At 65.5% G+C, this 22,388-nt stretch carries 20 protein-coding genes and 1 tRNA gene; 11 read left to right on the plus strand and 10 right to left on the minus strand.

The genetic code is table 11. The features are described 5' to 3' along the window. Positions 1-393: 393 nt before the first annotated feature. Together V6M89_RS28425 and V6M89_RS28430 are read right to left on the minus strand one after the other, a co-directional pair. The gene (locus V6M89_RS28425; RefSeq protein WP_332856373.1) at positions 394-1,620 is read right to left on the minus strand and encodes a tyrosine-type recombinase/integrase; all 1,227 of its coding nucleotides are present in this window, start codon (positions 1,618-1,620) and stop codon (positions 394-396) included. A 165-nt stretch (positions 1,621-1,785) separates the two neighbouring features. Further along, positions 1,786-1,870 (minus strand) — tRNA-Leu (locus tag V6M89_RS28430). Between the two features lie 106 nt (positions 1,871-1,976). Between V6M89_RS28430 and V6M89_RS28435 the strand changes: the two genes are divergently transcribed. Continuing rightward, positions 1,977-3,629, plus strand: coding sequence for a mechanosensitive ion channel family protein (locus V6M89_RS28435; RefSeq protein ID WP_332856374.1), 1,653 nt, complete (start codon positions 1,977-1,979; stop codon positions 3,627-3,629). Between the two features lie 7 nt (positions 3,630-3,636). Here the strand turns inward: V6M89_RS28435 and V6M89_RS28440 are convergent, their stop codons facing one another. After that, entirely contained in the window at positions 3,637-4,896 is a 1,260-nt protein-coding gene (locus V6M89_RS28440) for a voltage-gated chloride channel family protein (protein ID WP_332856375.1), read from the minus strand. A 50-nt stretch (positions 4,897-4,946) separates the two neighbouring features. On the opposite strand from V6M89_RS28440, the gene V6M89_RS28445 reads away from it, so the two are divergent. Continuing rightward, positions 4,947-5,468 carry a hypothetical protein gene (locus V6M89_RS28445; RefSeq protein WP_332856376.1) on the plus strand — a complete coding sequence of 174 codons (522 nt, stop codon included), beginning with the start codon at positions 4,947-4,949 and terminating at the stop codon, positions 5,466-5,468. Between the two features lie 8 nt (positions 5,469-5,476). On the opposite strand, the gene V6M89_RS28450 is transcribed toward V6M89_RS28445, so the two are convergent. Both V6M89_RS28450 and V6M89_RS28455 read right to left on the minus strand, forming a co-directional pair. After that, a complete protein-coding gene (locus V6M89_RS28450) occupies positions 5,477-5,716 on the minus strand; it encodes a DUF6566 family protein (RefSeq protein WP_008447763.1) in 240 nt (79 codons plus the stop codon). Between the two features lie 79 nt (positions 5,717-5,795). Then, the gene (locus V6M89_RS28455; RefSeq protein WP_332856377.1) at positions 5,796-7,235 is read right to left on the minus strand and encodes a M20/M25/M40 family metallo-hydrolase; all 1,440 of its coding nucleotides are present in this window, start codon (positions 7,233-7,235) and stop codon (positions 5,796-5,798) included. A gap of 134 nt (positions 7,236-7,369) precedes the next feature. Between V6M89_RS28455 and V6M89_RS28460 the strand changes: the two genes are divergently transcribed. The 8 genes from V6M89_RS28460 to V6M89_RS28495 all read left to right on the plus strand — a co-directional run bounded on the left by V6M89_RS28460 (position 7,370) and on the right by V6M89_RS28495 (position 16,965). Then, positions 7,370-7,900, plus strand: coding sequence for a GNAT family N-acetyltransferase (locus V6M89_RS28460; protein ID WP_332856378.1), 531 nt, complete (start codon positions 7,370-7,372; stop codon positions 7,898-7,900). Between the two features lie 152 nt (positions 7,901-8,052). Beyond that, entirely contained in the window at positions 8,053-8,466 is a 414-nt protein-coding gene (locus V6M89_RS28465; protein WP_442882013.1) for a glycine zipper 2TM domain-containing protein, read from the plus strand. Positions 8,467-8,560: 94 nt separating this feature from the next. Beyond that, positions 8,561-9,598, plus strand: coding sequence for a serine/threonine-protein kinase (locus V6M89_RS28470; protein WP_332856380.1), 1,038 nt, complete (start codon positions 8,561-8,563; stop codon positions 9,596-9,598). Then, positions 9,595-12,108: an FtsW/RodA/SpoVE family cell cycle protein gene (locus tag V6M89_RS28475; RefSeq protein ID WP_332856381.1), complete on the plus strand. Its 2,514-nt coding sequence runs from the start codon at positions 9,595-9,597 to the stop codon at positions 12,106-12,108. Before V6M89_RS28470 ends, V6M89_RS28475 begins: the two co-directional genes overlap by 4 nt. A gap of 3 nt (positions 12,109-12,111) precedes the next feature. Then, a complete protein-coding gene (locus tag V6M89_RS28480) occupies positions 12,112-13,683 on the plus strand; it encodes a hypothetical protein (protein WP_332856382.1) in 1,572 nt (523 codons plus the stop codon). A 17-nt stretch (positions 13,684-13,700) separates the two neighbouring features. Next, positions 13,701-14,213, plus strand: a complete 513-nt coding sequence (locus V6M89_RS28485; protein ID WP_332856383.1) for an SH3 domain-containing protein — start codon at positions 13,701-13,703, stop codon at positions 14,211-14,213. 89 nt (positions 14,214-14,302) lie between these two features. Then, positions 14,303-15,313 (plus strand): PP2C family protein-serine/threonine phosphatase, encoded by a 1,011-nt coding sequence (locus V6M89_RS28490; protein WP_332856384.1) that lies wholly within the window; start codon positions 14,303-14,305, stop codon positions 15,311-15,313. 164 nt (positions 15,314-15,477) lie between these two features. Then, positions 15,478-16,965 carry an FHA domain-containing protein gene (locus V6M89_RS28495; protein WP_332856385.1) on the plus strand — a complete coding sequence of 496 codons (1,488 nt, stop codon included), beginning with the start codon at positions 15,478-15,480 and terminating at the stop codon, positions 16,963-16,965. Between the two features lie 99 nt (positions 16,966-17,064). Here the strand turns inward: V6M89_RS28495 and V6M89_RS28500 are convergent, their stop codons facing one another. The 3 genes from V6M89_RS28500 to V6M89_RS28510 form a co-directional block, all read right to left on the minus strand. Beyond that, entirely contained in the window at positions 17,065-17,943 is an 879-nt protein-coding gene (locus tag V6M89_RS28500; protein ID WP_332856386.1) for a pirin family protein, read from the minus strand. 4 nt (positions 17,944-17,947) lie between these two features. Then, a complete protein-coding gene (locus tag V6M89_RS28505) occupies positions 17,948-18,346 on the minus strand; it encodes an OsmC family protein (protein ID WP_116990014.1) in 399 nt (132 codons plus the stop codon). Between the two features lie 76 nt (positions 18,347-18,422). Beyond that, the gene (locus V6M89_RS28510) at positions 18,423-18,710 is read right to left on the minus strand and encodes a DUF1330 domain-containing protein (protein ID WP_332856387.1); all 288 of its coding nucleotides are present in this window, start codon (positions 18,708-18,710) and stop codon (positions 18,423-18,425) included. A gap of 100 nt (positions 18,711-18,810) precedes the next feature. Here V6M89_RS28510 and V6M89_RS28515 point away from each other — a divergent pair, with 100 nt between their 5' ends. Continuing rightward, positions 18,811-19,695: a LysR substrate-binding domain-containing protein gene (locus V6M89_RS28515; protein WP_332856388.1), complete on the plus strand. Its 885-nt coding sequence runs from the start codon at positions 18,811-18,813 to the stop codon at positions 19,693-19,695. On the opposite strand, the gene V6M89_RS28520 is transcribed toward V6M89_RS28515, so the two are convergent. Together V6M89_RS28520 and V6M89_RS28525 are read right to left on the minus strand one after the other, a co-directional pair. Then, positions 19,696-20,040: a zinc ribbon domain-containing protein YjdM gene (locus V6M89_RS28520; RefSeq protein WP_217943297.1), complete on the minus strand. Its 345-nt coding sequence runs from the start codon at positions 20,038-20,040 to the stop codon at positions 19,696-19,698. Between the two features lie 38 nt (positions 20,041-20,078). Then, a complete protein-coding gene (locus tag V6M89_RS28525; protein WP_332856389.1) occupies positions 20,079-22,385 on the minus strand; it encodes an SUMF1/EgtB/PvdO family nonheme iron enzyme in 2,307 nt (768 codons plus the stop codon). Between the last annotated feature and the right edge of the window lie 3 nt (positions 22,386-22,388).

The raw sequence follows: 22,388 nt of genomic DNA on the forward strand, positions 1-22,388 counted from the left end.
GAGCCCATATAGCGCTTGGTTGCTAGCGCGTCGTCACTGGCAGCAGGCCGCCAGTAACGACGCGCGGTTTGCGCCGCAGACAGGGGCGGCGCTTCGACATGCACGCGGCGGCAGATCGCCGCGTGAGGTGGGGACAGTGCGTGAATGCGCACGATGTGACGCGCATCGCCCTCTGGGGAAGGATGCGCAATAAGGATGCAGCCAATCCAGGCTGATCGCAGGTTCGCTCACAGGCGAAGCCAATCTAAAAACGAATGTGGAGACTAAGGGCGCGTGACGAGCGCTACGCCTGGCGCGATGCCAAGTTGCGCGAAGGGCGATCCTTCGCGTCGAAAAGACATATTGTGCGCCATCCGGCTCGTGGCGGCATCACCTGGATAAAACTATCGTCGATTATTTGTAGTCGAGGCTATTGTGCATCGCGCGCAGTCCGTCAAGATAGTCAGCCCAGCGCTGCATCATCTCTCGTCGTGCCGGCAAATGAGCGGTCCGGTTGTAGGCACGGCCATTCGGGTCTTTGACGCGATGCGCCAGCTGGTGCTCGATCAGGTCACCGCGCTCGCCAAGAACTTCGTCCATGATCGTACGCGCCATCGCGCGGAAGCCGTGAGCTGTCATCACCTCTTTGCTGTAGCCCATACTGCGCAAGGCGGCGTTGATAGTGTTCTCGCTCATACAGCGGTCGTGAGTGCGCATACCAGGGAACACGTACCTGCCCTCCCCGCTCAATCGATGCACCTGTCGCAGTATGTCGACCGCCTGCTTAGGAAGCGGCACGATGTGGTCATTCTCCATCTTCATCTTGACGCCAGGTACGCGCCACTCGCCTTTAAAAAGATCGAGCTCAGACCATTCCATCGCCCGGATCATGCCAGGGCGCTGGAATAGCATCGGCGAGATCTTCAGAGCCGCCATGGTGTATGGATGCCCGTCGTATCCATAGATGGCTCGCAGCAGCGCGCCGACCTTTTCAGGCTCCGTGATGGCCGCGTAATGCCCCTCTGGCACGGACGCCAAGGCGTCGCCCAGATCGCGCGTCACATCGCGTTCTGCGAGCTCGCAGGCCACGGCAAAGCGAAAGACCTGCCCCACCGCGCGCTTGACGTTATGAGCCGTCTCCAACGCGCCGCGATCCTCGATGTGCCTCAGCGCGGCGAGGACCTGGCGTGGCCGGATCTCCGCGATCGGCATCGCGCCGATGACAGGGAAGATATCCTTGCGCAGCCAGTTGAAGATTTTTCGCCGTGTGCCCTCGGCCCGTTCGGCCTTGGTCTTTTCAAGCCACAGGAGGGCCACCACCTCGAACGTATTGGACGCCGCCATCTGTCGCACGGCTTTGGCGCTGCGGCGCGCTTGCGCAGGATCTTTGCCGGACCGCTGCAATGCGCGCGCCTCGTCGCGGCGAGCACGCGCCTCACTAAGCGACACTTCCGGATATGGTCCGAACGAGAGCCGGCTTTCCTTGCCCGACGCCTGACGAAACTTCATGCGCCACAATTTGGAACCGGATGGGATGACTTCTAGGTAGAGCCCGCCACCATCGAAGAGCTTGTAAGTCCGCTCCCGGGGCTTGGCCTTCCGGATCTGGGTATCGCTCAACGGTGCGACGGGGATCGGCATTATGGGGGCATTTGAAGGGGGCATCCCAAAAACTGCCCCCTAAAATGCCTCCAAAACCGCGAGCTGTCAACAGACCTCAGCAGCTTTTGGTGGACTCAGATTTGAGATTTCTCCTATGAGAAGGAGAAAAACCGCGACGTGCATGGACGTCTGCGGATGAGGTAATGGTGCTCCGAGCCGGAATCGAACCGGCACGCCTTGCGGCGGGAGATTTTAAGTCTCCAGTGTCTACCAATTTCACCATCGGAGCGACAGAGCCCGTGATTATGCCACGAACCGGGCATAACTGCCATACCGGCAACTGTCAGATCCGATAACATGGCATCATTGCTAATATCTACGTCCCAAGGATAGCCATGACCGTTTTACGCCGCCTGCTCGTTGCGATGCTGTTGATGATGCTGCACTGCTTCGCAACCGCTGCCGACATCCTCCCCGCCCCGCAACCCGGCGCGCCAGCTGCCTCGCCAGCCCCGGCCAAACTGGTCTTCGCCAACCGCACCATATTCGTGTTCCGCTCGGTGCTGACCGGCTATCCGCCGGAAGAACGCGCCGACGGCGCCCGCAAGCGCCTCGACGCGGCGCTGGCCCGCAATGGCGCGCAGCAGCCCGGAATCCGTCCGATCGTCGAAGGCACGCAGGTGACGCTGGACGGCACCCTGCTGTTCCTGGTCACGCCGGCCGACATCAACCCGCTGGCCGGCGACACCACCGACAGCGTGGCCAGCGAAAGCGCGGCAACCCTCGGCAAGGCCCTAATGGAACGCCGCGAACAAGCCAGCCCGCGCTACCTGCTCATCGCAGCGGCCCTGTGCGCCGCAGCCACGCTTGCATACGCCCTGATACTGCACGGCCTGCGCCTGATGCACCGCTGGGTGGGCAAGCGCTCGACCCAGGCCATCAGCCGCCGGCTCGGCCAGGTCAAACTCAAAAACGTGCGCATCCTCGACGCCGAGCACTACGTGGCCTTCATGCGCCAACTGGTCAACCTGTTGATCTGGGGCCTGCGCTTGATGGCGACCTATCTGTGGCTGGCCTTCGTGATGGGTAAAATCCCCTACTCGCGCAGCTGGGGCGAACGCCTGCAGGACTATCTGATCGACGTCGCCACCAGCGTCGCCCAGGGCATCATCGAAGCGTTGCCTGGCTTGGTGCTGGTGGCCGTCATCGCCGCCATCGCGCGGCTGGTGATGCTGACCGCAGGCTCTGTGTTCCAGCGCGTGGAAAGCGGCGAGCTGCAAATCGCCTGGCTCGATCGCGACACCGCCACGCCCACGCGCCGCATCCTGAATGTGGTGATCTGGCTGTTCGCGCTGGCGATGGCCTACCCCTACCTGCCCGGCGCGCACACGGCGGCGTTCCAGGGCGTGTCGGTGCTGGTGGGTTTGATGGTGTCGATCGGCGCTTCCAGCATCGTAGGCCAGGGCGCCAGCGGTTTGATCCTGATGTACGCGCGCTCGCTGCGCAAAGGCGAATACGTGCGCATCGGCGAGTCGGAAGGCACGGTGGTCGAACTGGGCATGTTCGAAACGCGCCTGCGCACCGGCCTGGGTGAAGAGATCACCATGCCCAACGCCTGGGTGCTGTCCAACACCACCAAGAACTACTCGCGCGCGCACGCCGGCACCGGCTTTGTGCTCGACACCACCGTCACCATCGGCTACGACACGCCATGGCGCCAGGTGCATGCGATGCTGGAGCTGGCCGCCGCCAGGATAGAGGACATCGCCGCCACGCCCAAGCCCTACGTGATGCAGATCGGGCTGTCGGATTTCTATCCGGAGTACCGGCTGGTGGCCTACGCCACCGTGGAAACGCCGCGCCGCCGCGCCGAGGTCCTGAACCAACTGCACCAGCAGATCATCGACGTGTTCAATGAATACGGCGTTGCGATCACGTCGCCGCACTTTACCCAGGAGCCGGCCACGCCGCACGTGATCCCGAAAGAGAACTGGCATCCGGCGCCGGCAGTCGCGCCTATCGACCTGGCGCGCGACCAGCAGCCGTAGGCAGCATCTAGCCCGGCGACTCGCGGTCGCGCGCCACCGGCGGCAGGCGGTGCTTGAGGGTGCCGACCTTTTGCGCGCGGTAGATGCCGGTGTGGCCGGAGAACAGATACGCCACCACGCATGCCAGCGCCGCGTATGGCCCGATCTGCGGACCGAATAATTCGATCGCCATGATGGTCGACGCCAGCGGCGTGTTGGCCGCGCCCGCGAACACCGCGACGAAGCCTATCCCCGCCAGCATGGCGAACGGCAGATGCAACAACGGCGCCAGCGCGTTGCCCAGCGTCGCGCCGATGTAGAACAGCGGCGTGACTTCGCCGCCTTTGAAGCCGCTGCCCAGCGAGGCCACCGTGAACGCGAACTTGCCGAAGAAATCCCAAGGCGCCAGCGGCTGCTGGAACGCTTCGACCATCACCGGGATACCGAGGCCGATGTAGCGTGTGCCGACCACCCACACCGCCAGCGCCACCAGCGCGCCGCCGATCAAAGGACGCAGCGGCGCATACGCCACATGGCGCCTCATGAACGCCGATGCGGCATGCGTGGATTTGGCGAACAACATACCGGTCAGGCCGAACACGATGCCGGCCGCCAGCACGGCGGCCATGCTCCAGAAGCCGATCGCCACGACGCCGTTCATCGCGTAGTGGGTGTGATGCACGCCCCAGGCCATGCCCACCTGGTCGGCGGCGATGGCCGCCACCATGCAGGGGAAGATGGCGTCGTAGCGCAGGCGGCCGATGGCCAGCACTTCCAGTCCGAAGATGGCGCCGGCCAGCGGCGTGCCGAACACGGAAGCGAAACCGGCGCTGATGCCGGCCATGAGCAGGATGCGGCGCTCGGCATGGCGCAGGCGGAATACGTGGGTGAGCTGGTCGGCCAAGGTACCGCCCATCTGCACCGCCGTGCCTTCGCGGCCGACCGAGGCGCCGAACAAATGCGAGATCACGGTGCCGATCAACACCAGCGGCGCCATGCGCAGCGGGACGACTTTCTTGGGATCGTGGATTTCGTCGATCAGCAGGTTGTTGCCCGCTTCGACGCTGCTGCCCAGCTTCAGATATACCCAGCCGACCGCGAAGCCGGCCAGCGGCAGCAGCCAGATGATCCAGGCGTGCGCTTCGCGCCAGGCGGTGGCGCGGGCCAGCGCGAACAGGAAGAAGGCCGAAGCGGTCCCGCTCAGCAGCGCGATCAGGCCCGCGATGGCGGTCCATTTACCGATATACGGCAACAGGGCGATTTGTTCTGGATAGCGGCGTGATTTCATCTGACTTGCATACTAGCAAATTCGTCAGATGGCGGCAATCAGGCTCCGGAATGGAACCAAATCCAAACCCAACCGGTCCAACAACTATGGAAGAGCGCATCGCAAAACTTGAGGCCATATCCGACAGCACCGTTGCGGCGGTTGCTGCGCTGAGGACTGACATGAATGATCGATTCAAGCTTGTTGATGCGCAATTGGCCGAGCTGCGCCGGCAAAAAGTCGAGACTGACGTTATATTGGGCAGGCTAGACGCGCAAGCAGCCCAGATCGCCGACCTGCGGCAATACATGGACCAACGGTTTACCCTGAACCAGGAAGAAACAAACCTGCGCTTCAAACAAGTAGATCAGCGCTTCAAACAAGTAGATCAACGCTTCGATCAAGTAGATCAGCGCTTCGATCAAGTAGATCTGCGCCTCAAAAACCTAGAGACACGGATGGATGAGCAAGCCTCTCAAATCAAAGACCTACGGTCGGAATTCCGCTACATCACCCGCTGGATCATGGGCAGCCAGTTTGCCATCGTGCTATTCCTGCTGGGGCTGGCCGCAAAGACTTTTTATCCGTCCTGAGCCCAACCTCAGGCCAGCCGCACCAGCGGATTGGCGATGATGTTGTCGATCTGGCGGATCGCCTCGTCGCAGGCGGCGGCGATGGCTTCGTCCTCTGTGTCGCGCATGAACTGCATGGTGGCGCCTTCGAACACTTCCACCCCATCCGCGCCGGCGCGCTCGATGTCGCAGCTGGCGGTCCAGCGGCGGTCGGTGGTCGGCAACGCGGTCGGCACGATCTCCCAGCCCTTGTAATGAATCTTGTCCATGACGCTCTCCTCGATAAGCAAACAGACTATCACGAAGCGCCAGGCGCGCCGCGCACGGATGCGCTGCGCGCCTGCCTGATCAGTCCTCGCTGTCCTGGTGCGCGGTGCGGCCGATCGGTTGCTCCATATTCGCCAGGAACCAGCTCAGCGAGGTCATCACCGCCACATGGCGCTTCAACTCCAGCGGGCTGACCTTGTCCAGTGTATCGGCCGGCGTGTGGTGATAATTGAAGTACGACGACGAATCGACCATCGGCTCGAACACCGGCACACCCGCGCGTTCCAGCGGACCGGTATCGGCCGCGCCGGCGATGTCGCGACGCTCGAACTGGCCGGCGCCGATCGGCGCCAACGCGTCCTTCAGCGGCGCGAAGTACTTCACCATCGGCGGCGTCACGCTGCCGATGAAGCCGAACGGACGGCCACCGCCGCTGTCCGACTCGATGGCGGCGAAGTGCTTGTCCAGCTTATCCTTGTTCGCGTCGAAGTAAGCCTTGCCGCCACGGGTACCGTTTTCCTCGTTCATCCACGCGATCACGCGGATGGTGCGGCGCGGATGCAGGTCCAGCTTCTTCAGCGTTTCGATCACGCCCATCGCGCCGGCCACGCCGGTGCCGTCGTCATGAGCGCCGGTGCCCAGGTCCCACGAATCGAGGTGGCCGGAGACGATCACCACTTCATCGGCCTTGTCGCTACCCGGCCAGTCGGCGATGACGTTGAAACTGTCGGCGTCCGGCAAGGTTTGCGGGGTCAGCGTCAGGTGCATCTTGACCGGGCCGCGCGCCAGCAGGCGATCCAGCAGCAGCACGTCCTCGGTGGTGATGGCGGCGGCAGGAATTCGCGCGCCGTCGGTCAAGCCGGTCACGCCGGTATGCGGAATGCGGAAGTTGGCGCCGCCGACCGAGCGCACCAGCGCCGCCGCCGCGCCCAGCTCCGCCGCCATCTTCGGACCGACATAGCGGAAGCCCGCGCCCGGACCGTAAGCGGCGCCGGCGTGGCCGCGATCGGCCAGTTCCTGGTCAAACGGCACGTCCACCAGCACGATGCTGCCGTTCACCTGGGCCGCTTTGGCCTTCAATTCCTGCAGGCTGCGCACCACCAGCACCGGCGCGGTCAGGCCGGCGGCGGGCGTGGCGCCCGAACCGCCCAGCGCCGTCAGCACGATCTTCTGCGTAATGCCGGCCGGACGGCCGTTGTAGTCAACCAGTTCCGCCGTCTCCACGCCGCGCACCCAATGCGGCACCTTGACCGGTTGCAGCGTGACCTTGGCGCCCAGCTTGCGCATGGCGGCCGCCACCTGCTCCACCGACGCGGCGGCGCCCGCAGATCCGGACAGGCGCGGTCCAATCAGATCGGTCATGTCGGCCAGGCGCTCGTAGGCCCAGTCGCTCTTCATCGCGCTGTCGCGGATCTGGGCCAGGGTGGCCGGATCGTTGGCTGGAGCGGCGATGGCGCCAGCGCTCAACAGACAGCTGGCAAGGACGGTCAGGGACAACGGGGACTTGAAGACGGATTTCATGCGTTTCCTATGGATGTGGGGTGAGTTGCAAAAACGATCTAAACGATAACCTATCGTGGAGATCTTGTCATCAATGTTGATTTGTTATGGCCGTTGCACTACCATGAACCTTCAACCATGTGAAGAAAGCGCCTATGCTCAAGGGTTCACTCTGCACCGTGCGCCACCTGCTGACCGCCGACCTGAACACCTTCATCGCGCTGGTCAACGACCTGCCGTCGCGCGGCGACCACTTCTCCGCCCACTTCAAGTCGCCGGAAACGATGCGCAAGGAGTTCGTGCAAAATGGCTTCGTCAGCGACGACAGCGAGTTGTTTGTCATCGAGGACAGCCTGCACCACATCGTCGGCGTCATCACGCATTTCAAAAGCCGCACGCCGATCACGCGCGAAATCGGCTACCGCCTGCTCGACCCCAAGCTGGCCGGACGCGGTTACGTGACCGAGGCGTGCCGGATGCTGGTCGATTACCTGTTCAAGGTCCACCAGTTCCACCGTTTGGAGCTGCTGACCGCGCCGGAGAACGTGGCCTCGATCCGCGTGGCGCAAAAATGCGGTTTCAGCGCCGAAGGCACGCTGCGCCAGAGCTTTTTCATCAATGGCCGGTACCAGGATGTGCAGGTTTTCAGCCTGTTGCGCCCCGAATGGGAGGCGTTCAGGGGTTAAATGTTACAAGCCATTACCGGGATGGCCAGTTTGTAAGCATGTGTATAAGACGTGGTGTATTCCCTTCCAGGCTATATAGTGGAGTCACTGGCCGACGTATCATTCCGATCCGGGCCACAGCAAGGGGAAATACCATGTTGAGCAAAAAATTTATGGGTGTAGCGTTACTGGCCGCAGCAGCAGTATCGTCGTCGGCCTACGCAGGCGACCGTGATTTCAACACGGTAGCCGGTGCTGTGGTCGGCGCCGCCATCGGCCACAACGCCGGTGGCCGTGATGGCGCCATCGTCGGCGGCCTGGTTGGCGCGGCGGTCGGCAATAGCATCAACACCAATGACCGTTACTACGATCGCGGCCGCGGTGGCCGCTACGTAGAGACCCGTGTGTACTCGCAGCCTGCCCCGGTCTACTACGAGCCGGCGCCGGTCTACTATGAGCCAGCGCCACGCTACTACGCCCCGCCTCCGCGTGTGGTGTACGTTGAACCGGCCCGCCCTTACTACCGCGAATATCGCGAAGAGCGCTGGGAACGTCATCACCACCATCGCGATCGCTGGGACCGTTAAGTTCCCCGCTAGCATAGAGACAGAGGCCCTTCGGGGCCTTTTTTTCGTCTTCCCCCCGCTAGCCCTACGTAACGGCGCGGACCGAGGGGAAATCATGACGACAACAGACGCAATCATCGCTTTGGAACTGGGCCACTACCGGCTGCGCGAGCAGATCGGCGGATCGGCCTACGGCATCATCTGGCGCGCCAGCGGGCCGCCGGCCACGCGCGATGTCGCCATCAAGTTGATCAACCGCGAGCAGATGGCCCGCGCCCTGCCCGCCCAGCGCGACCGCTGGATCGCCAGCGCCAACAACGAAATCGGCTTCCTGCAATCGCTGGAGCCATGGGACGAGCGCCATATCGTGCGCCTGCTCGATAGCGGCTGGCACGAAGGCCTGCCGGTGCTGGCGCTGGAACTGATGGCGACGGACCTGGGCAAGCACATGACCGCGCTGAAGGGCCGCAGCGAGGCGGTCCCGCTGCCACGGATACTCAATTGGATAGGCCAGATCAATCAGGCGCTGGCCAAGGTGCACCAATACGGCTGGCGTTACCTGGACCTGAAACCCGCCAACGTGCTGCTGGATCGGGACCTGGGCACCGTCAAGCTGGCCGATTTCGGCACCAACCGCCAGTTGGGCAGCCTGCAAGTTCACTCGTATGCCGGCACCGCCAATTGGCAGGCGCCGGAACAGTTTTTCCCGGCCGACGGCGGCGGCTACGCCACCGGCCCGCGCAGCGACTACTTCTCGCTGGGCGCGATGTTCTATTTCCTGGTCACCGGCGGCCTGCCGCTGCGCTTTTGCAGCGATTGCGGACAGGCTTATCGCGAGCACCACACCGGCGGCGCCGACCTGCTGCGCAGCATGCACGGCGGCGCGATTCCGGCGGCGCTGCACGCCGAGGAAGAGGCGCGCTTCGCCGCAGCGATTCCCGCGCCGGCGCGCGATGCGGCACTAGAGCTGCTAAGGGCGCTGCTGCATCTCGATCCGGCGCAACGTCCGCGCCACGCGATCCAGATCAGCCGCATGCTGCACGCCATCCAGGGCATCAAGCCGCAGCGCGGCCTGTTCGATCCCGCAGATCCCGTCCATGGCATGAATCGTCCAACCGCCGACAACCACTGGCACCACATTCAGGGGGCATGATGGCTATCTCGCTGCGCCGTACTTTCACCGCGCCGCCGGCCGCTCGGCCGTCCACCGTACGCCGGGCCTCGCTGGCTAAACCACGCTTGAGCGACATGTGCGCTGCGATGGCGCGCGCAGCCGTGAGGAACACCGGCCTGGCCCTCACGTTCGCCGTACTGGCCGCCCTGTGCGGCTTGCAGGCGCTGGCCTTGCTGCGCGCGCCGGCCGCATGGCTGCCGGCCGCCATCACAGTCAATCTGGCGCCCGGCGAAGCGATCACGCTGGGCCAGCACGAATTGGCGGCGCCGCAGTCGGACCGCAACCACCTGTCCCTGCGCCGCGATACGCAGGACGGCTGGACGCTGCGCAATCTGAGCGCGACACGGCAAGTGATACTGCTGCGCGAAGGCAGCGAACAGCGCATGGGCAGCACGCCGCTTTCGGGCGGCAAACGCTTCCAGATCGACAGCGCGCTGTTCGACGTGCGTGGCGCAGACGCCGGCAGCGTCACCTTTGCCCGCGACGGCCACGAATGGCGCTACGACGGCGCGGTACTGTATCGCGACGGTCATCAACAAGCCAATTGCCCTGAGTCGCATGTAGCGTCCAAACTGCTGTCGCTGTGGAACCGCGCCATGCCGGGCGTGCTGACGATTTCGCGTCCACTGTCCTTCGGCGGCAATCTGTATTGCGACAACCGCCTCGGACTGGCGCAAGTGACTCCCGGCGCGGCACAAATCGCGCGCAGCAACGGTGGGCTCCAGCTCTCGGCCGGCAATCCTGACGGCGACCGCGCGGCGGTGCTGGTCCACAGCGCCGGCGCGCAGACCGACTTGCGCAAGCAGGAGGCATCGCTGGCCGGCGTGAAAGCGATAGTGGTCGGCCATACGCGCTTCCAGCTGAACGCAGACGGCGGCCAGCTCACGCTGCACCCGAGCCGCCACGTCAGCCTGTTCAACGCGCCGGACCTGAAACTGCCGGAACACGTAACCTGGCAATGGCAGCAGCGCGCGCTGTGGGATGGTGCCCAGTCCAAGTCTCTCTGGGCCGGCCTCGCAGCCAGCCTGGCTTGCATGGCGGCGAGCCTCGCACTGTCCGCGCGCCGGCATGGGCATTCTGGCCGCGCTGACCGCTCTGCCGGCAAGGCCAGAGCGGGCGACATTGGCCGCGCTGAAGGCGCCGCCATGCTGCTGGCTGCAAGCGGTGTGCTGGTCTGCGGCGTCATCGCATTGGTCGCCCAGCGCGCAGGCTATGCTCCAAGCGCCGCCAGTTCGATGCTGCTGGCCGCCTGCGCACTGCTGCTCTGGCTCGCGCTGCCCGGCCGCCTGACGCTGCTGACCGCCGCAGGCGTGGTGCTGCTGGCCGCCGGCCTGCTGTCGCAACTGGAGTTGGGCCTGGGCGCCCCCGAGTCCTCCTGGCTGCGCTACTACCAGAAAAGCGCCGCCATGCTGGCGATAGGCGCCGGCCTTGGCGGCCTGCTGCGCCTATGGGCGCAACGCCAGGCCGCGCACGGCGCCCATCTTCAGCAGCGCAGCATCGAATGGCTGCTCGCCCTGTTCGCCGCCGTGGCGCTGGCCGCGCTGGCCGCGCAAGTGCTGTGGGGCGACGAAACCGGCGTCTTCGACCTGCAACCGGTCGAACTGGCCAAGCTGGCGCTCACCGCCCTCACCGCACACTGCCTGGCGCTGCGCTTCAACTGGCACGCCGGCCCGCAAAAGCTGTCGGAGCACGGCGCCCGCTGGCTGCAACTGATCGCGCCGGCGCTGCTGTTCCTGGCGCTGCTGGGCCTCTCGCTGGTGCAGGTCGACGACTTCTCGCCGCTGATCCTGCTGCTCATCTGGAGCACCGTCATGGCCTTCGCCTACGCGCTGGCCGCGCGCAACCGCAAGCTGGCCAGCTCGCTGGTCGCGTTGACGTTGACGGCCGCCGGCGCCATCGTCTACCTGCGCTGCGTCGGCACGGACGACCTGATACGCTGGGGCTTCTACGCCGACCGCTTCCTGGTCTGGCTCAACCCCGCCGAACATCCGCACACCGGACAACAGCTGCTGCTGGGCGCGCGCGCCATCAGCGACGGCGGCTGGTTGGGCGCCGACCACTGGCTCGGCCTGCGCTCGCTCGGCATGGCGGCCGGCGGCGCGGTGCAGATCCCCGCCGTGCAGGACGATTTCGCCGCTTCCTTCTTACTCAACCGTCATGGACTGGTCGGCGGCCTGTTGCTGTGGGTGGCGCAAGCCGCATTCCTGGCCGGCATCGCCTTCACCGCAGCCCGCGCCTACCAGGCCGGCGCCGCGGCGCGCGACTTCCGCCACGCCTGGTCCGGCCGCTTCCGCTACTTCGCGCTGTGCGGCGGCGGCGCCTTCGTGCTGGGCCACTTCCTGCTGTCCTGGGGCACCAACCTGGCGATCTTCCCCATCATGGGCCAGCCCATGAGCTTTCTCTCGGCCGGCGGCAGCCACCTGCTGTTTTTCCTTTGCCCCCTGCTAGCGTTTAGTGCCATCAGCGCGCAATCTTTAGAAGGAGAATGAATCATGCCGATCTATGTACAACACGAAGTCCTGGGCCGCATCCCCGACGTCTTCAACGCCGAAGCGATCTGGCAGGCGCCCGGCCTGGCGCTGTTCTCGCGCCGCCCGCTGCTGCGCGACCTGCTCGAACGCAGCCCGCGCGAGCACAAGGGCCGCGCCGCCACGCGCTGTTTCTCCCACGTGACGCTGATGCTGCCGCAAGAAGAAGTCGACGACGATTACCATCTCACTCGCGGCGCCCGCGCGCGCGACCTGGCGCAGACGCTGACGGCGCTGCACCAGAAGGACTTCGGCGACCTGCTGGGCGGTGACCAGGTACGCTACGACGTGATCGGCACCTCGCAGCTGGCGCCGGGCGAGATCGAGGTCAAGTTCGGCCATGCCGTGTACCTGCCGGCGGCGGACGAGAAGATCCTCTACAACGTCAGCGTCTCGCGCGACAGCGCGATCTGGCATCCGGTATGCCCGATCTACCCCAACCAGCGCCTGGCGTTGATCGGCGGCGAAGGCGGCGAAGCGAGCTTCATCGCCAGCGGCTGGCCGTTCGGCCCGGACGGCGCCATCCTCATCATCAACGACGGTCCGGATGCGCCGCCTGTCGTGCAGATGCGGCCCAAGGATGCTTTCGAATGCCGCTTCGATCCGCGCAGCGGCTTCTACACCATCAAATCCCTGCGCGAAGCGCCGGGCGGCAGCCCGCGTCTGATGCTCAAGATCGGCCGCACCGGCGCCGCCGCAGCGCGTCCTCAGGCTAGTGCAGCGGTCGAGGCCATCAGCATCAACCCGGTGGCGGCCACTGTCGCCGGCAAGCCGGCCGTCTGGCAAAGCCGCGCCAACGGCGGCGCGACGCCCGAGATGACGGCGATCCCGGTCAGCCACAAGCCAGCCAACAACGCCGGCGAAAGCGACGCCACCTACGCGCCAATCTCGCAGCAGCGCGTCAGCCTGGTGGCGCTGGCCATGCCGCGCCTGAGCCGCTACCGCGACACCGGCGCGCAAGCGATGGAGTTGCCGTTCAACCGCGCGCTGGCCTTGTCCGGCGATGGACCGGCGGCCATCAGCTTCGTGGTCGATTCGTCCGATGAGCTGTATGCCTGTACCGCCGACGGCCGTCAGCGCATCACCGCGCCGGCCACTTTTACGCCGGTCGATACACAGGCGATCCGCGTGCTGGCGGCCGCGCCGCAGATGGATGACCGCTACCGTGCCTTGATCTGCCTGGCGCAGCCGGTCGGCGCTTCGGTGGCGAGCGGCGCGCGTTTCAGCTTCGGCCGCAACTCGCCGATGCTGGCGGCGCTGCGCCTGCTCGATTCGCCGCGCTTCCTCAAACGCGCCAACGGCGCCAACACCGCCAGCGCCGACCGCATCGGCCTGTCGCGCGACGCTTTCAGCTTCGAGGCGACGACGCAGGGCTACAAGATCGGCCGCCTCAGCGCCTCGCAGGCCTTGTACCACCTGGACGACAAGCTGCAATTCGTCGCCAGCATCGGCGATGACCATACCGATGCGCCTTACCTGCTGCCCAATGGCCATCACCTGGTGGCGGGCCACTATGTGCTGCGCTTTGACGCCTGAGACCACAAGGAGCTTGCATGGAAACGGCTAAACTCTACGCTGCGGGCGCCTTCGCGGCGGGGCTGGTGATCACGCTGTTCCTGGCCGCCTACCTGACGCCGCGCCAGTGGTGGCGCCGCCCGAACGCGCGCGCGCTGCTCATCATGCTGGTCGGCGCGTGGGGCTTCGGCAGCCTGATACTGTACGCGGCGCACGGCCGCCAGACCGGGAGCGAGGCCACCGTCGTTGCCGCCCCGGACCGCAGCGCGGAAGCGCGCGCGATCACGGCGGCAGCGGCGACAAGGGAGGCTGCGGCCCGCGCAGCGTCGGCGGCTCTCATCGCCGGCCAATCGTTCGCCGTCCACCGCGACCTGAACCTGCGCGCCGCAGCCGGCGTGCACTCGGCGCGCCTGGTCACCGTGCCGGCCGGCGCCACCGTCACGCCGACCGGCGCGCGCAACGGCGACTGGTGGCAGATCAAGGCCAGCGTCGCCGGACATCAGAACACCGGCTGGGTCAACAGCCTGTGGCTGCGCCGGAGCGGCGAATGAGGCCCGAACGTTCAGGCACGCCATCCCACGCCAGCATTTTTTCAGCTAAGCTGTGGCCTTTCGCCTCCCGCGCCACGGCGCCCGCCCCGATGACACGAATCACCGACATGCAGGACTTCGGCCCCGGCCTGGACATCGCCGCCCGCAGCAGCGCCAGCATCAGCAAGCTGCAAGTGCCGGAGAACCAGGACAACCTGCTGATCATCGACGCCACCGGCCACGCCGTCTTCCTGCGCGACCAATCCCCGCACAGCATCACACTGCCCGACTGGCCGCGTGGCCACGTGCGCCTGGCCGTGTTGGACGGCATGGGCGGCCACGGCAACGGCCGCGAAGCCGCCGAAGCCGTGGCCACCGGCCTGCTGCTGATCCCCGCCTGCACCACGCAGGAAGAACTCGGCGCCCGTCTCGACGCCCTGCACGCCCGCTTGCAGGAACAGTTCCGCAGCGCGGGCGACGGCGACAGCTTCCGCCGCCCCGGCACCACGCTGACGCTGCTCGAAATGCCGCCCGGCGCCGCGCCGATGCTGTACCACGTCGGCGATTCCCGCCTCTACGAAATCACCGCCGAAGGCGCCCGCCCGCTGACGGTGGACCACGTGCCCGCCACCTCGTTCGCCATGCACGGCCTGCTGGGCGAACGGGAATGGTGGCAGCAGGTGCACGGCGAACATCGCGCGCAGATCGCGCAGGCCTACATCCTCGGCAACGCCTTCGCCAATCCACAAGTGCTGGACGACGGCCTGCTGGCGCTGAACGCGGCCAACCTGCCGCCGTTCCTGCACCAACTGGCCGACCGCCGTCTGCTGACCGTACGCGCGGACGCTACCTATCTGCTAGCCACCGACGGCTTCTGGTCCTGCGGCCGGCCGCTGCAATGGACCGCGCGCTGGCCGGCGCTGCTGGCCCAGCCGGGCCACTCGGCCGGCGCCGCGCTCGACGCCCTGTTCAACGACTACGCCGACCACCCGCCGCCCGAGCTCCACATCGACAACCTGAGCGCCATCGTGCTGCGCTTTGCGCCGGCCCACAATCCCGCGCACGGTGAAAACGTTGACGAAACGGCACTGCCGCACGCATCAATGCCGTCGCATTTTTGACAACTGGCGGCGCAGGTGTTGCGCCGTCGAGTTGAATGGCCCCGAGATCGCCACATCGATTGCCAAACAGAGTGTAAACCGCATAAACTGACGGGTATCCCATCGGTCGGTTCACCATGAAAAAATGCAGTAATGCCCAGCACCCGCATTGCACCTACTGGGTCATGCCAGGAGCACAAGCTTGTGAAGGCGGCCACGCCCAAGCAGAGCCCTCCAGCTTTGACCTGCTGAGTGCCGTGCGTCGCACTCGTTCCGGCGTTCCCGGCACGACGCTGGATGCCGCCCCTGCCGATACCCCCGCCCACGCCCCAAGCACCTACGCCCGTCCGCTGCAACGCGCCCAATCCGAGCGCCCGCAGCTGCACATCAGCGGCTTCGACCCGCGCGCCGCCGGCGGCCGCCAGACCCTGAAGATGGAATTGCGCGGCATGCCGGAAGCCTGCGCGCCGCAGCTGACGCTGCAAGTACAGTCCGACCTGATCCCCAACGGCGCCGCGCGCCAGCAGTTCGTGCGCGCCACCAGCGGCGAATGGCGTCCCGTGTTCGTCGAGTTCTCCTCGCGCGGCAAGGAGCACGGCCAGTACCAGATCAGCATCGAGCTGCTGAGCCAACACGCCGAGCTGGCGTCGCGCAAATGGGTGTGCACCTTCGTCATCCTGGTGCCGCGCCTGGATGCCACGCTGACCGAAATCCACCGCATCTTCCTCAGCACGCACAAGAACGTGCGCGTGATGGCGGACGACGCCTCCATCGCCCGCGTCAGCGCGCAAGGCGGCGACAGCCTCGATATCGATGTCACCGCGCGCAACGCCGGCATCGCCCACCTGGACCTGAACGCACCGGCCGGCAAGGTCGACCTGGGTTTCACGACCATCGCCTGGGACGAAGACCTGATCGAGATCGACATGCCGCTGGCGGCCGCCATGCATCCGCATCCGAGCCGCGCGGCCTGCCTGGTCAACGCCGCACCGGAGGCCGGCGCACAGCGCCAGATCCGCTTGTTCGCGATGGAAGAATGCGTGCTGGGACGCTTCGAGCTGGTCGATCCGGAATCGCACCTGCTGCTGACCCACTACGGGCCCGACGGCCAGGACACCAACGGTCTCACACGCCGCCTGTCCGGCCGCCATGCGGTGATACGCCGCGCCGGCCAGGGTTTTGAAATTGAAGACGTGTCGCGCTACGGCCTGCTGCTGGACGGCGTCTGGCCGGGCAAGCACAAGCCGACCGCGCTGCGCCTCGGCATGCGCATCGAACTAAGCGCCAGCATCAAGGGCATCGTGGTGCTGTCGGTGTCGGCCATCATGCCGCACGGCGTGATCCTGCACCGCATCGACCAGGGCGCCAACGCCGAATGCTTCTACCTGTTGATGCCGGAAACCCATCCCGGCTATCCGGTCAAGGCGTTTGCCGCCGCGCCGCACGCGGCCGCGCTGCCGCTGCTGCTGCACCGCGACGGCGGCTTCTGGCACCTCGACCAGCTGACCGGCAAAGAAACCGCGCTGGCGCCGACCGTGCCGCTCGATAAGCTGAGCCGCATCGCGCGCCACAACCGCTTCGCCAGCGATCCGTATCCGGAACACTGGATCATCCGCACCGGCGCCACCGACCTGTATAGCACCGTGGCGGCCAACGCCATGTCGACCGCCTGAGCCTCACGTCATTCCCGCGCAGGCGGGAATCCATACCACGCGTCCGTCGCCAACTCAGCATGGGTTCCCGCCTGCGCGGGAACGACGGGCAGCGGCTACTTACGCCGGCTTCTTCGCCGGCAGCGGAATGAACTCGGTCTCTCCCGGCACTTTGTCGAAACGCTGCGCCTCCCAATCCTCGCTGGCCTGGACGATGCGCTCCTTGCGCGACGAGACGAAGTTCCACGACATGAAGCGGTGGCCATCGAGCGGCTCGCCGCCGATCACCACGAACTGCGCATCCGCGTCCGCCTTGATCAGCTGCGCCGTCGTCGTATCCAGCAGCGCCATCGTGTGCAGCGCCAGCGGCGCGCCGTCGATATGCAGCTCGCCGGTGATCGGATAGATCGCCGCTTCCGCCGGCAGGCTGCTCAACGCCAGCTCATGACCCGCCTTCAGCATCACGTCCAGATACAGCGTCTGGCTGTAGGTCTTCACCGGCGAGGTCTGGCCGAAGGCCGAGCCAACCAGCACGCGCACGCGTGCGCCGTCGACATCCAGCTCGGGAATATCGGCGGACGGCGTGTGGCTGAAGCTCGGCTCATCCTCTTCATGCGCGACCGGCAGCGCGGCCCACAGTTGCAGGCCGTGCGTGCGGTGCGGCTTGCCGACCAAATCCTTGGGAGTGCGCTCGGAGTGGACGATGCCGCGGCCGGACGTCATCCAGTTGATCGCACCGGGCTCGATGCGCTGCACGCTGCCGATGCTGTCGCGGTGGTCCATCGCGCCTTCAAACAGATAGGTCACGGTGGCCAGGCCGATATGCGGATGCGGGCGCACGTCATGGTCGGCGTCGAGCGGCACGTCGACCGGACCGAAATGGTCGAAGAAGATGAACGGCCCTACCGCCTGCTTGATCGCGGACGGCAAATAGCGGCGCACGACAAAGCCGCCGCCCAGGTCTTTCTCGTGGCCCTTGAGCAGATTCGAAATCGTCATGATCTTATCCCAGCACCGTGGTGACTTCGGTGGTCACGGAGGTCATCAGTTTGTGGATCGGGCATTTCTGCGCGGCGGCCAGCAACTCGGTGCGCTGGGTCTCGGTCAGGTTGCCGGTCAGGTGCAGCGTGGCGGCCAGGCGGTAGGTGCCCTGGCGCTCTTCGCTGGCGTCGCGCTCCATGCTCACTTCCACATGTTCGAGCGGGATGTTCTTGCGCTTGGCGTACCACACCACGGTCAGCGCCTTGCATGCGCTCAGCGCCGCGTCGTACAGGTCGTGGGGCGAAGGGCCGGCATCGTTGCCGCCCTCCTCCACCGATCCGTCCGTGGACAGGATATGGTTGCGCACATGGACGATGTGGCGCATTGGCAGCGACTGGTCGCGCAGTACTTTGATAGTCATACGGTGTCCCTTGAAAACGGCATTATCAAAACCGCCACTCTACACCGTTTGACCTGCTTGCGCCTCCCCTAAACGTTCAGAGTCCGTTCAGCAGGACCAGCGAAAAATCGGCGCCGCTTTGGCGCAGCTTGATCAACGGCGCGTGTTCAGGATCGTTGTACCAGGCCTGCGCATGTTCCATCGACGGGAATTCGACGATGATCTGCGTTTCCGGCAGCAGCGGTGCGCCTTCCAGCACCACCGGCGCCACTTTCGCCAGCGCTTTACCGCCGTGTTTTTGTGCCAGCGCAGGCATGCGGGCACTGTACTCGGCCACCCAGTCCGAGTTGCGTATGGTGAGATATCCGATTGCGTAGGCTGCCATGATGAACTCCTTGCTGTTGAATGAGGTTCCATTATTATTCAAAGCAGTTACAGCATAAATGAGCTAGAATTTAAGATACTCGTAACTAAAACTTCCGAATATGAGCGATAAACTCCGCAGCATGCAGGTATTCGTGGCCGCCGCCACCGCGCGCAGCTTCGCCGCCGCCGCGCAGACGCTGGACATGTCCCCGGTCATGGTCGGCAAACACGTGCAGGCGCTGGAGCAGGAACTGGGCGCGCGCCTGATCGAGCGCACCACGCGCAAGCAATCGCTGACTGAGATCGGCGCAGTCTATCTGGAGCGCTGCCGCGACGTGCTGGCCAGCGTGGAGGCGGCCGACCTCGTGGCCGAGCATCTGCGCGCGGAACCGCAGGGCAGCCTGCGCGTCTCCGCGCCCGCCACGTATGGCGAACATCGGCTGATGCCGGTCATCGGCGCCTATGCCGCGCTGTACCCGCAAGTGAAAATTGACCTGATGCTGACCAACCGCGTGATCGACATGGCCGAGGAAGGCGTCGACGTTGTGATCCGCTCCGGCGCGCTGGTGGACAGCGGCTTGATCGCGCGGCCTTTGCGGCCGGGCCGGGTGCTGGTCGCCGCCAGTCCGGATTACCTGAAGCGGCGCGGCACGCCGCGCCATCCGTCGGACCTGGAAAAGCATGACTGCCTGGTGTTCTCCGACTGGCGCCCGCACGCGTCCTGGCGCTTCCGCAAGGGAGAAGAACAGATCGAGGTGCCGGTGCGCAGTTCCTTCGTCAGCAATACGGGAACGTCGCTGGTCTCGGCCGCGATTGCGGGCATGGGTGTCGCGATGCAGGCGGACCTGCTGCTGGAGCCCGCGCTGGCGGCGGGTAAGTTGGTGCGGCTGCTGCCGAAGTGGGAACTGCCGTCACGGCCCATGCACATACTGCGCCGGCCGGAGGCACGCCCCAGCGCCAAAGTCCGCAGCTTCGTCGACTTTGCGCTGGAGCGGCTGGGGTGATTACACGACTTTTTTAACGAACTCGGTTTTCAGGCTCATGGCGCCGAAGCCGTCGATCTTGCAATCGATATCGTGGTCGCTGTCGACCAGGCGAATATTCTTGACCTTGGTACCTACTTTGACGGTGCCGCCGCCGCCCTTCAATTTCAAATCCTTGATCACGGTCACAGTATCGCCGTCCTGGAGGATGTTGCCGACGGAGTCGCGATACACCTTGGCGCCTTCTTCGGCCGCTTCCGCAGCGGTGGCGCTCCACTCGTGCGCGCATTCCGGGCACACCAACTGGGCGCCATCTTCGTAGGTGAATTCGGAATTACATTTCGGGCAGGGTGGCAAAGCGCTCATGATACGGTCCAGTATTTTGAAGAAGGCAGCAGTATACTCTAAACCAATTTCCTCGCGACCCGGAAGCCGACGATATCGTTGGCCAGCACCGCCGAGAAACCGTTGCGCACCGAGGAGCGCAGGTAGCGCGGGTTGTACAGCCACGAGCCGCCGCGCAGCACGCGCCGCACCTGGTCGCCGCCCTCTTCCCACGCGCTGCCGTCGGCCGGGGCGCCGATGTAGTTATCGTGCACCACGTCCTGGGTCCACTCCCACACATTGCCGTGCATGTCGAACAAACCCCATGGGTTAGGCTGGAAAGTCCCGGCCTTGTTGGTCCCTTGCAGATAGGCGCCGCGCGGGCTGCCGTTGTAGGTGTAGTGGCCGTCGTAGTTGGCCTGCTCGGTGGTGATGGCGTCGCCGAAGCTGAAGGCGGTCTTGGTGCCGGCGCGGCAGGCGTATTCCCACTCCGCCTCGCTCGGCAGCCGGTAGGTCTGGCCGGTTTGCCCGGACAGCCAGCGCACGTACAGCTGCGCATCGACCCAGCTGACACCCACCACGGGATGCTCGTCGGTCTGCGCGAAGCCGGGCGCGCGCCAGTCGGTATCCGATTGCGATTCCCAGCCGGTGGCGCGCACGAACTGCCGCCACTGTCCGACCGTGACGGGAGAACGCCCCATCGCAAACGAATGCTCGATGCCGACCCAGTGCTGCGGCGTTTCGCGCTCCAGCCAGTTTTTCTGCGCGCCGGCCTTGATCGCCGCCGCCTGCTCATGCTCGTGTGAGCCCATCTGGAATCGGCCGGTAGGTATCAGCACCAGATCGGGTCCGACGCCGGTGCCGTCGACAAAGCGGTCGCGCAGCACGCCGTTGGCGTCCGCGACCGGGCTGCCCGCCGTGGGCATCAGCGCGGCCAGTTCGGCGGCGTTGCGTTCGGCCTGCTGCTTGCGGTGGCGCTCCTGTTCGGAGCGATACGCCGCTTCGGCCTTCAGTTGCGCGGCTTTGCGTTGCAGTTCCTCGCGTTCCTCGCGCGCCTGTTTGGCGTCGGCGTCGCGGCGCGCCTGCAGTTGCTCGCGCAAGGCTTGCTTGCGGGCCAGCGCGGTGGCTTCGGCTTCGGCGCGCTGCTTGGCCTCCAGCGCGCGGCGTTGTTGGTCCAGCTTCACTTTCTCGGCCGCCGCTGCCTGGGCTTCGGCCTGGCGCCGCGCCGCCAGTTCCGCCGCCTGGGCCTGTCGCTTCAATTCGGCGACACGCGCCTGCTCCGCCTGCGCGGCCTTGGCCTCGGCGTGCGCCGTTTGCTCGGACTGGCGCTGCTGCTCGCGCTCGTGCGCCAACCTGGCTTTGGCGGCCAACTCTTCTTCGCTCGGACCGTCGGCACGGCGCAGCTCCGCCAGCAGTTCGCCGACCGAGGCCGGACGGCGCTCCTGCGCATAGGCAAAGCCGTTTTGCAGCACCTTCCACTGCGCCGGGTTGAGTCCCTGCGGCGGCGACGGATGGAAGTCGGCCGGACGCATATCGTCAAACGGCATGCGGCCTTCCAGCAGCTGGTAGATCATCACGGCAACGGCGTAGACATCCAGCTTGGGCGACGGCTGGCGCTGATGCGTGCCCGCCTCCGGCGCGCGATAGCCGACGGTGCCGGCGTTGGGCGTCTGCAAACCAAGGCTGCTGCCGGCGCTGCGCGCACGCGAGGCGATGCCGAAGTCCAGCAGCTTGATCTCGCCGCGCTGGGTCAGGAATACGTTGCCGGGCTTGATGTCGCGGTGCACCAGCTTGTGCTTATCCCACGCGTATTGCAAGGCGTCGCCGACTGGCGTCAGCAGGCGGTAGATAGCTTCCAACGGCAGCGGGCCTTGCTCGGCCAGGTAACCGTCAAGGTCCTGGCCTTCCAGGTATTCCATGATGATGAAATAGCTGGAGGTGGCCGGGTCCTGCGCCCATTCATAAACGCGGACGATGTTCTCATGCGCCAGCTTGCGCGCCTGGGTCGCTTCCTCGATCAGCAGCTTGGCGTGGGTGGCGCTTTGGGTCAGCTGCGGCGGCAGGATCTTCAGGGCCACCATGTCGCTGTGGCCCAGCTCCGCGTGGGTGGCCAGGTCGGTCGCCTGCCACACCTGGCCCATGCCGCCCATGCCGATCAGGCGCTCCAGCCGATAGCGGCGGTTTTGCGGACCGATCTCCTGGCCGGACATCAGCCCTAGCTCCGTTCCTTGCCGCACCGGCGGCGTGGCCGTGACGCTGCCTCCCGGCGGCGCGTACTCCGCATCCAGGATGGCGTTCTTGCGGCGGTCGAACTCCTGCAAGCTCAGTAGACCGTCATCATGTAAGGCCCGCAGTTCGCGGATCTTTTCTCTTGCTGTTTGCATCATTAA

Source organism: Duganella sp. S19_KUP01_CR8 (assembly GCF_036688705.1).
Lineage (GTDB): Bacteria > Pseudomonadota > Gammaproteobacteria > Burkholderiales > Burkholderiaceae_D > Rugamonas.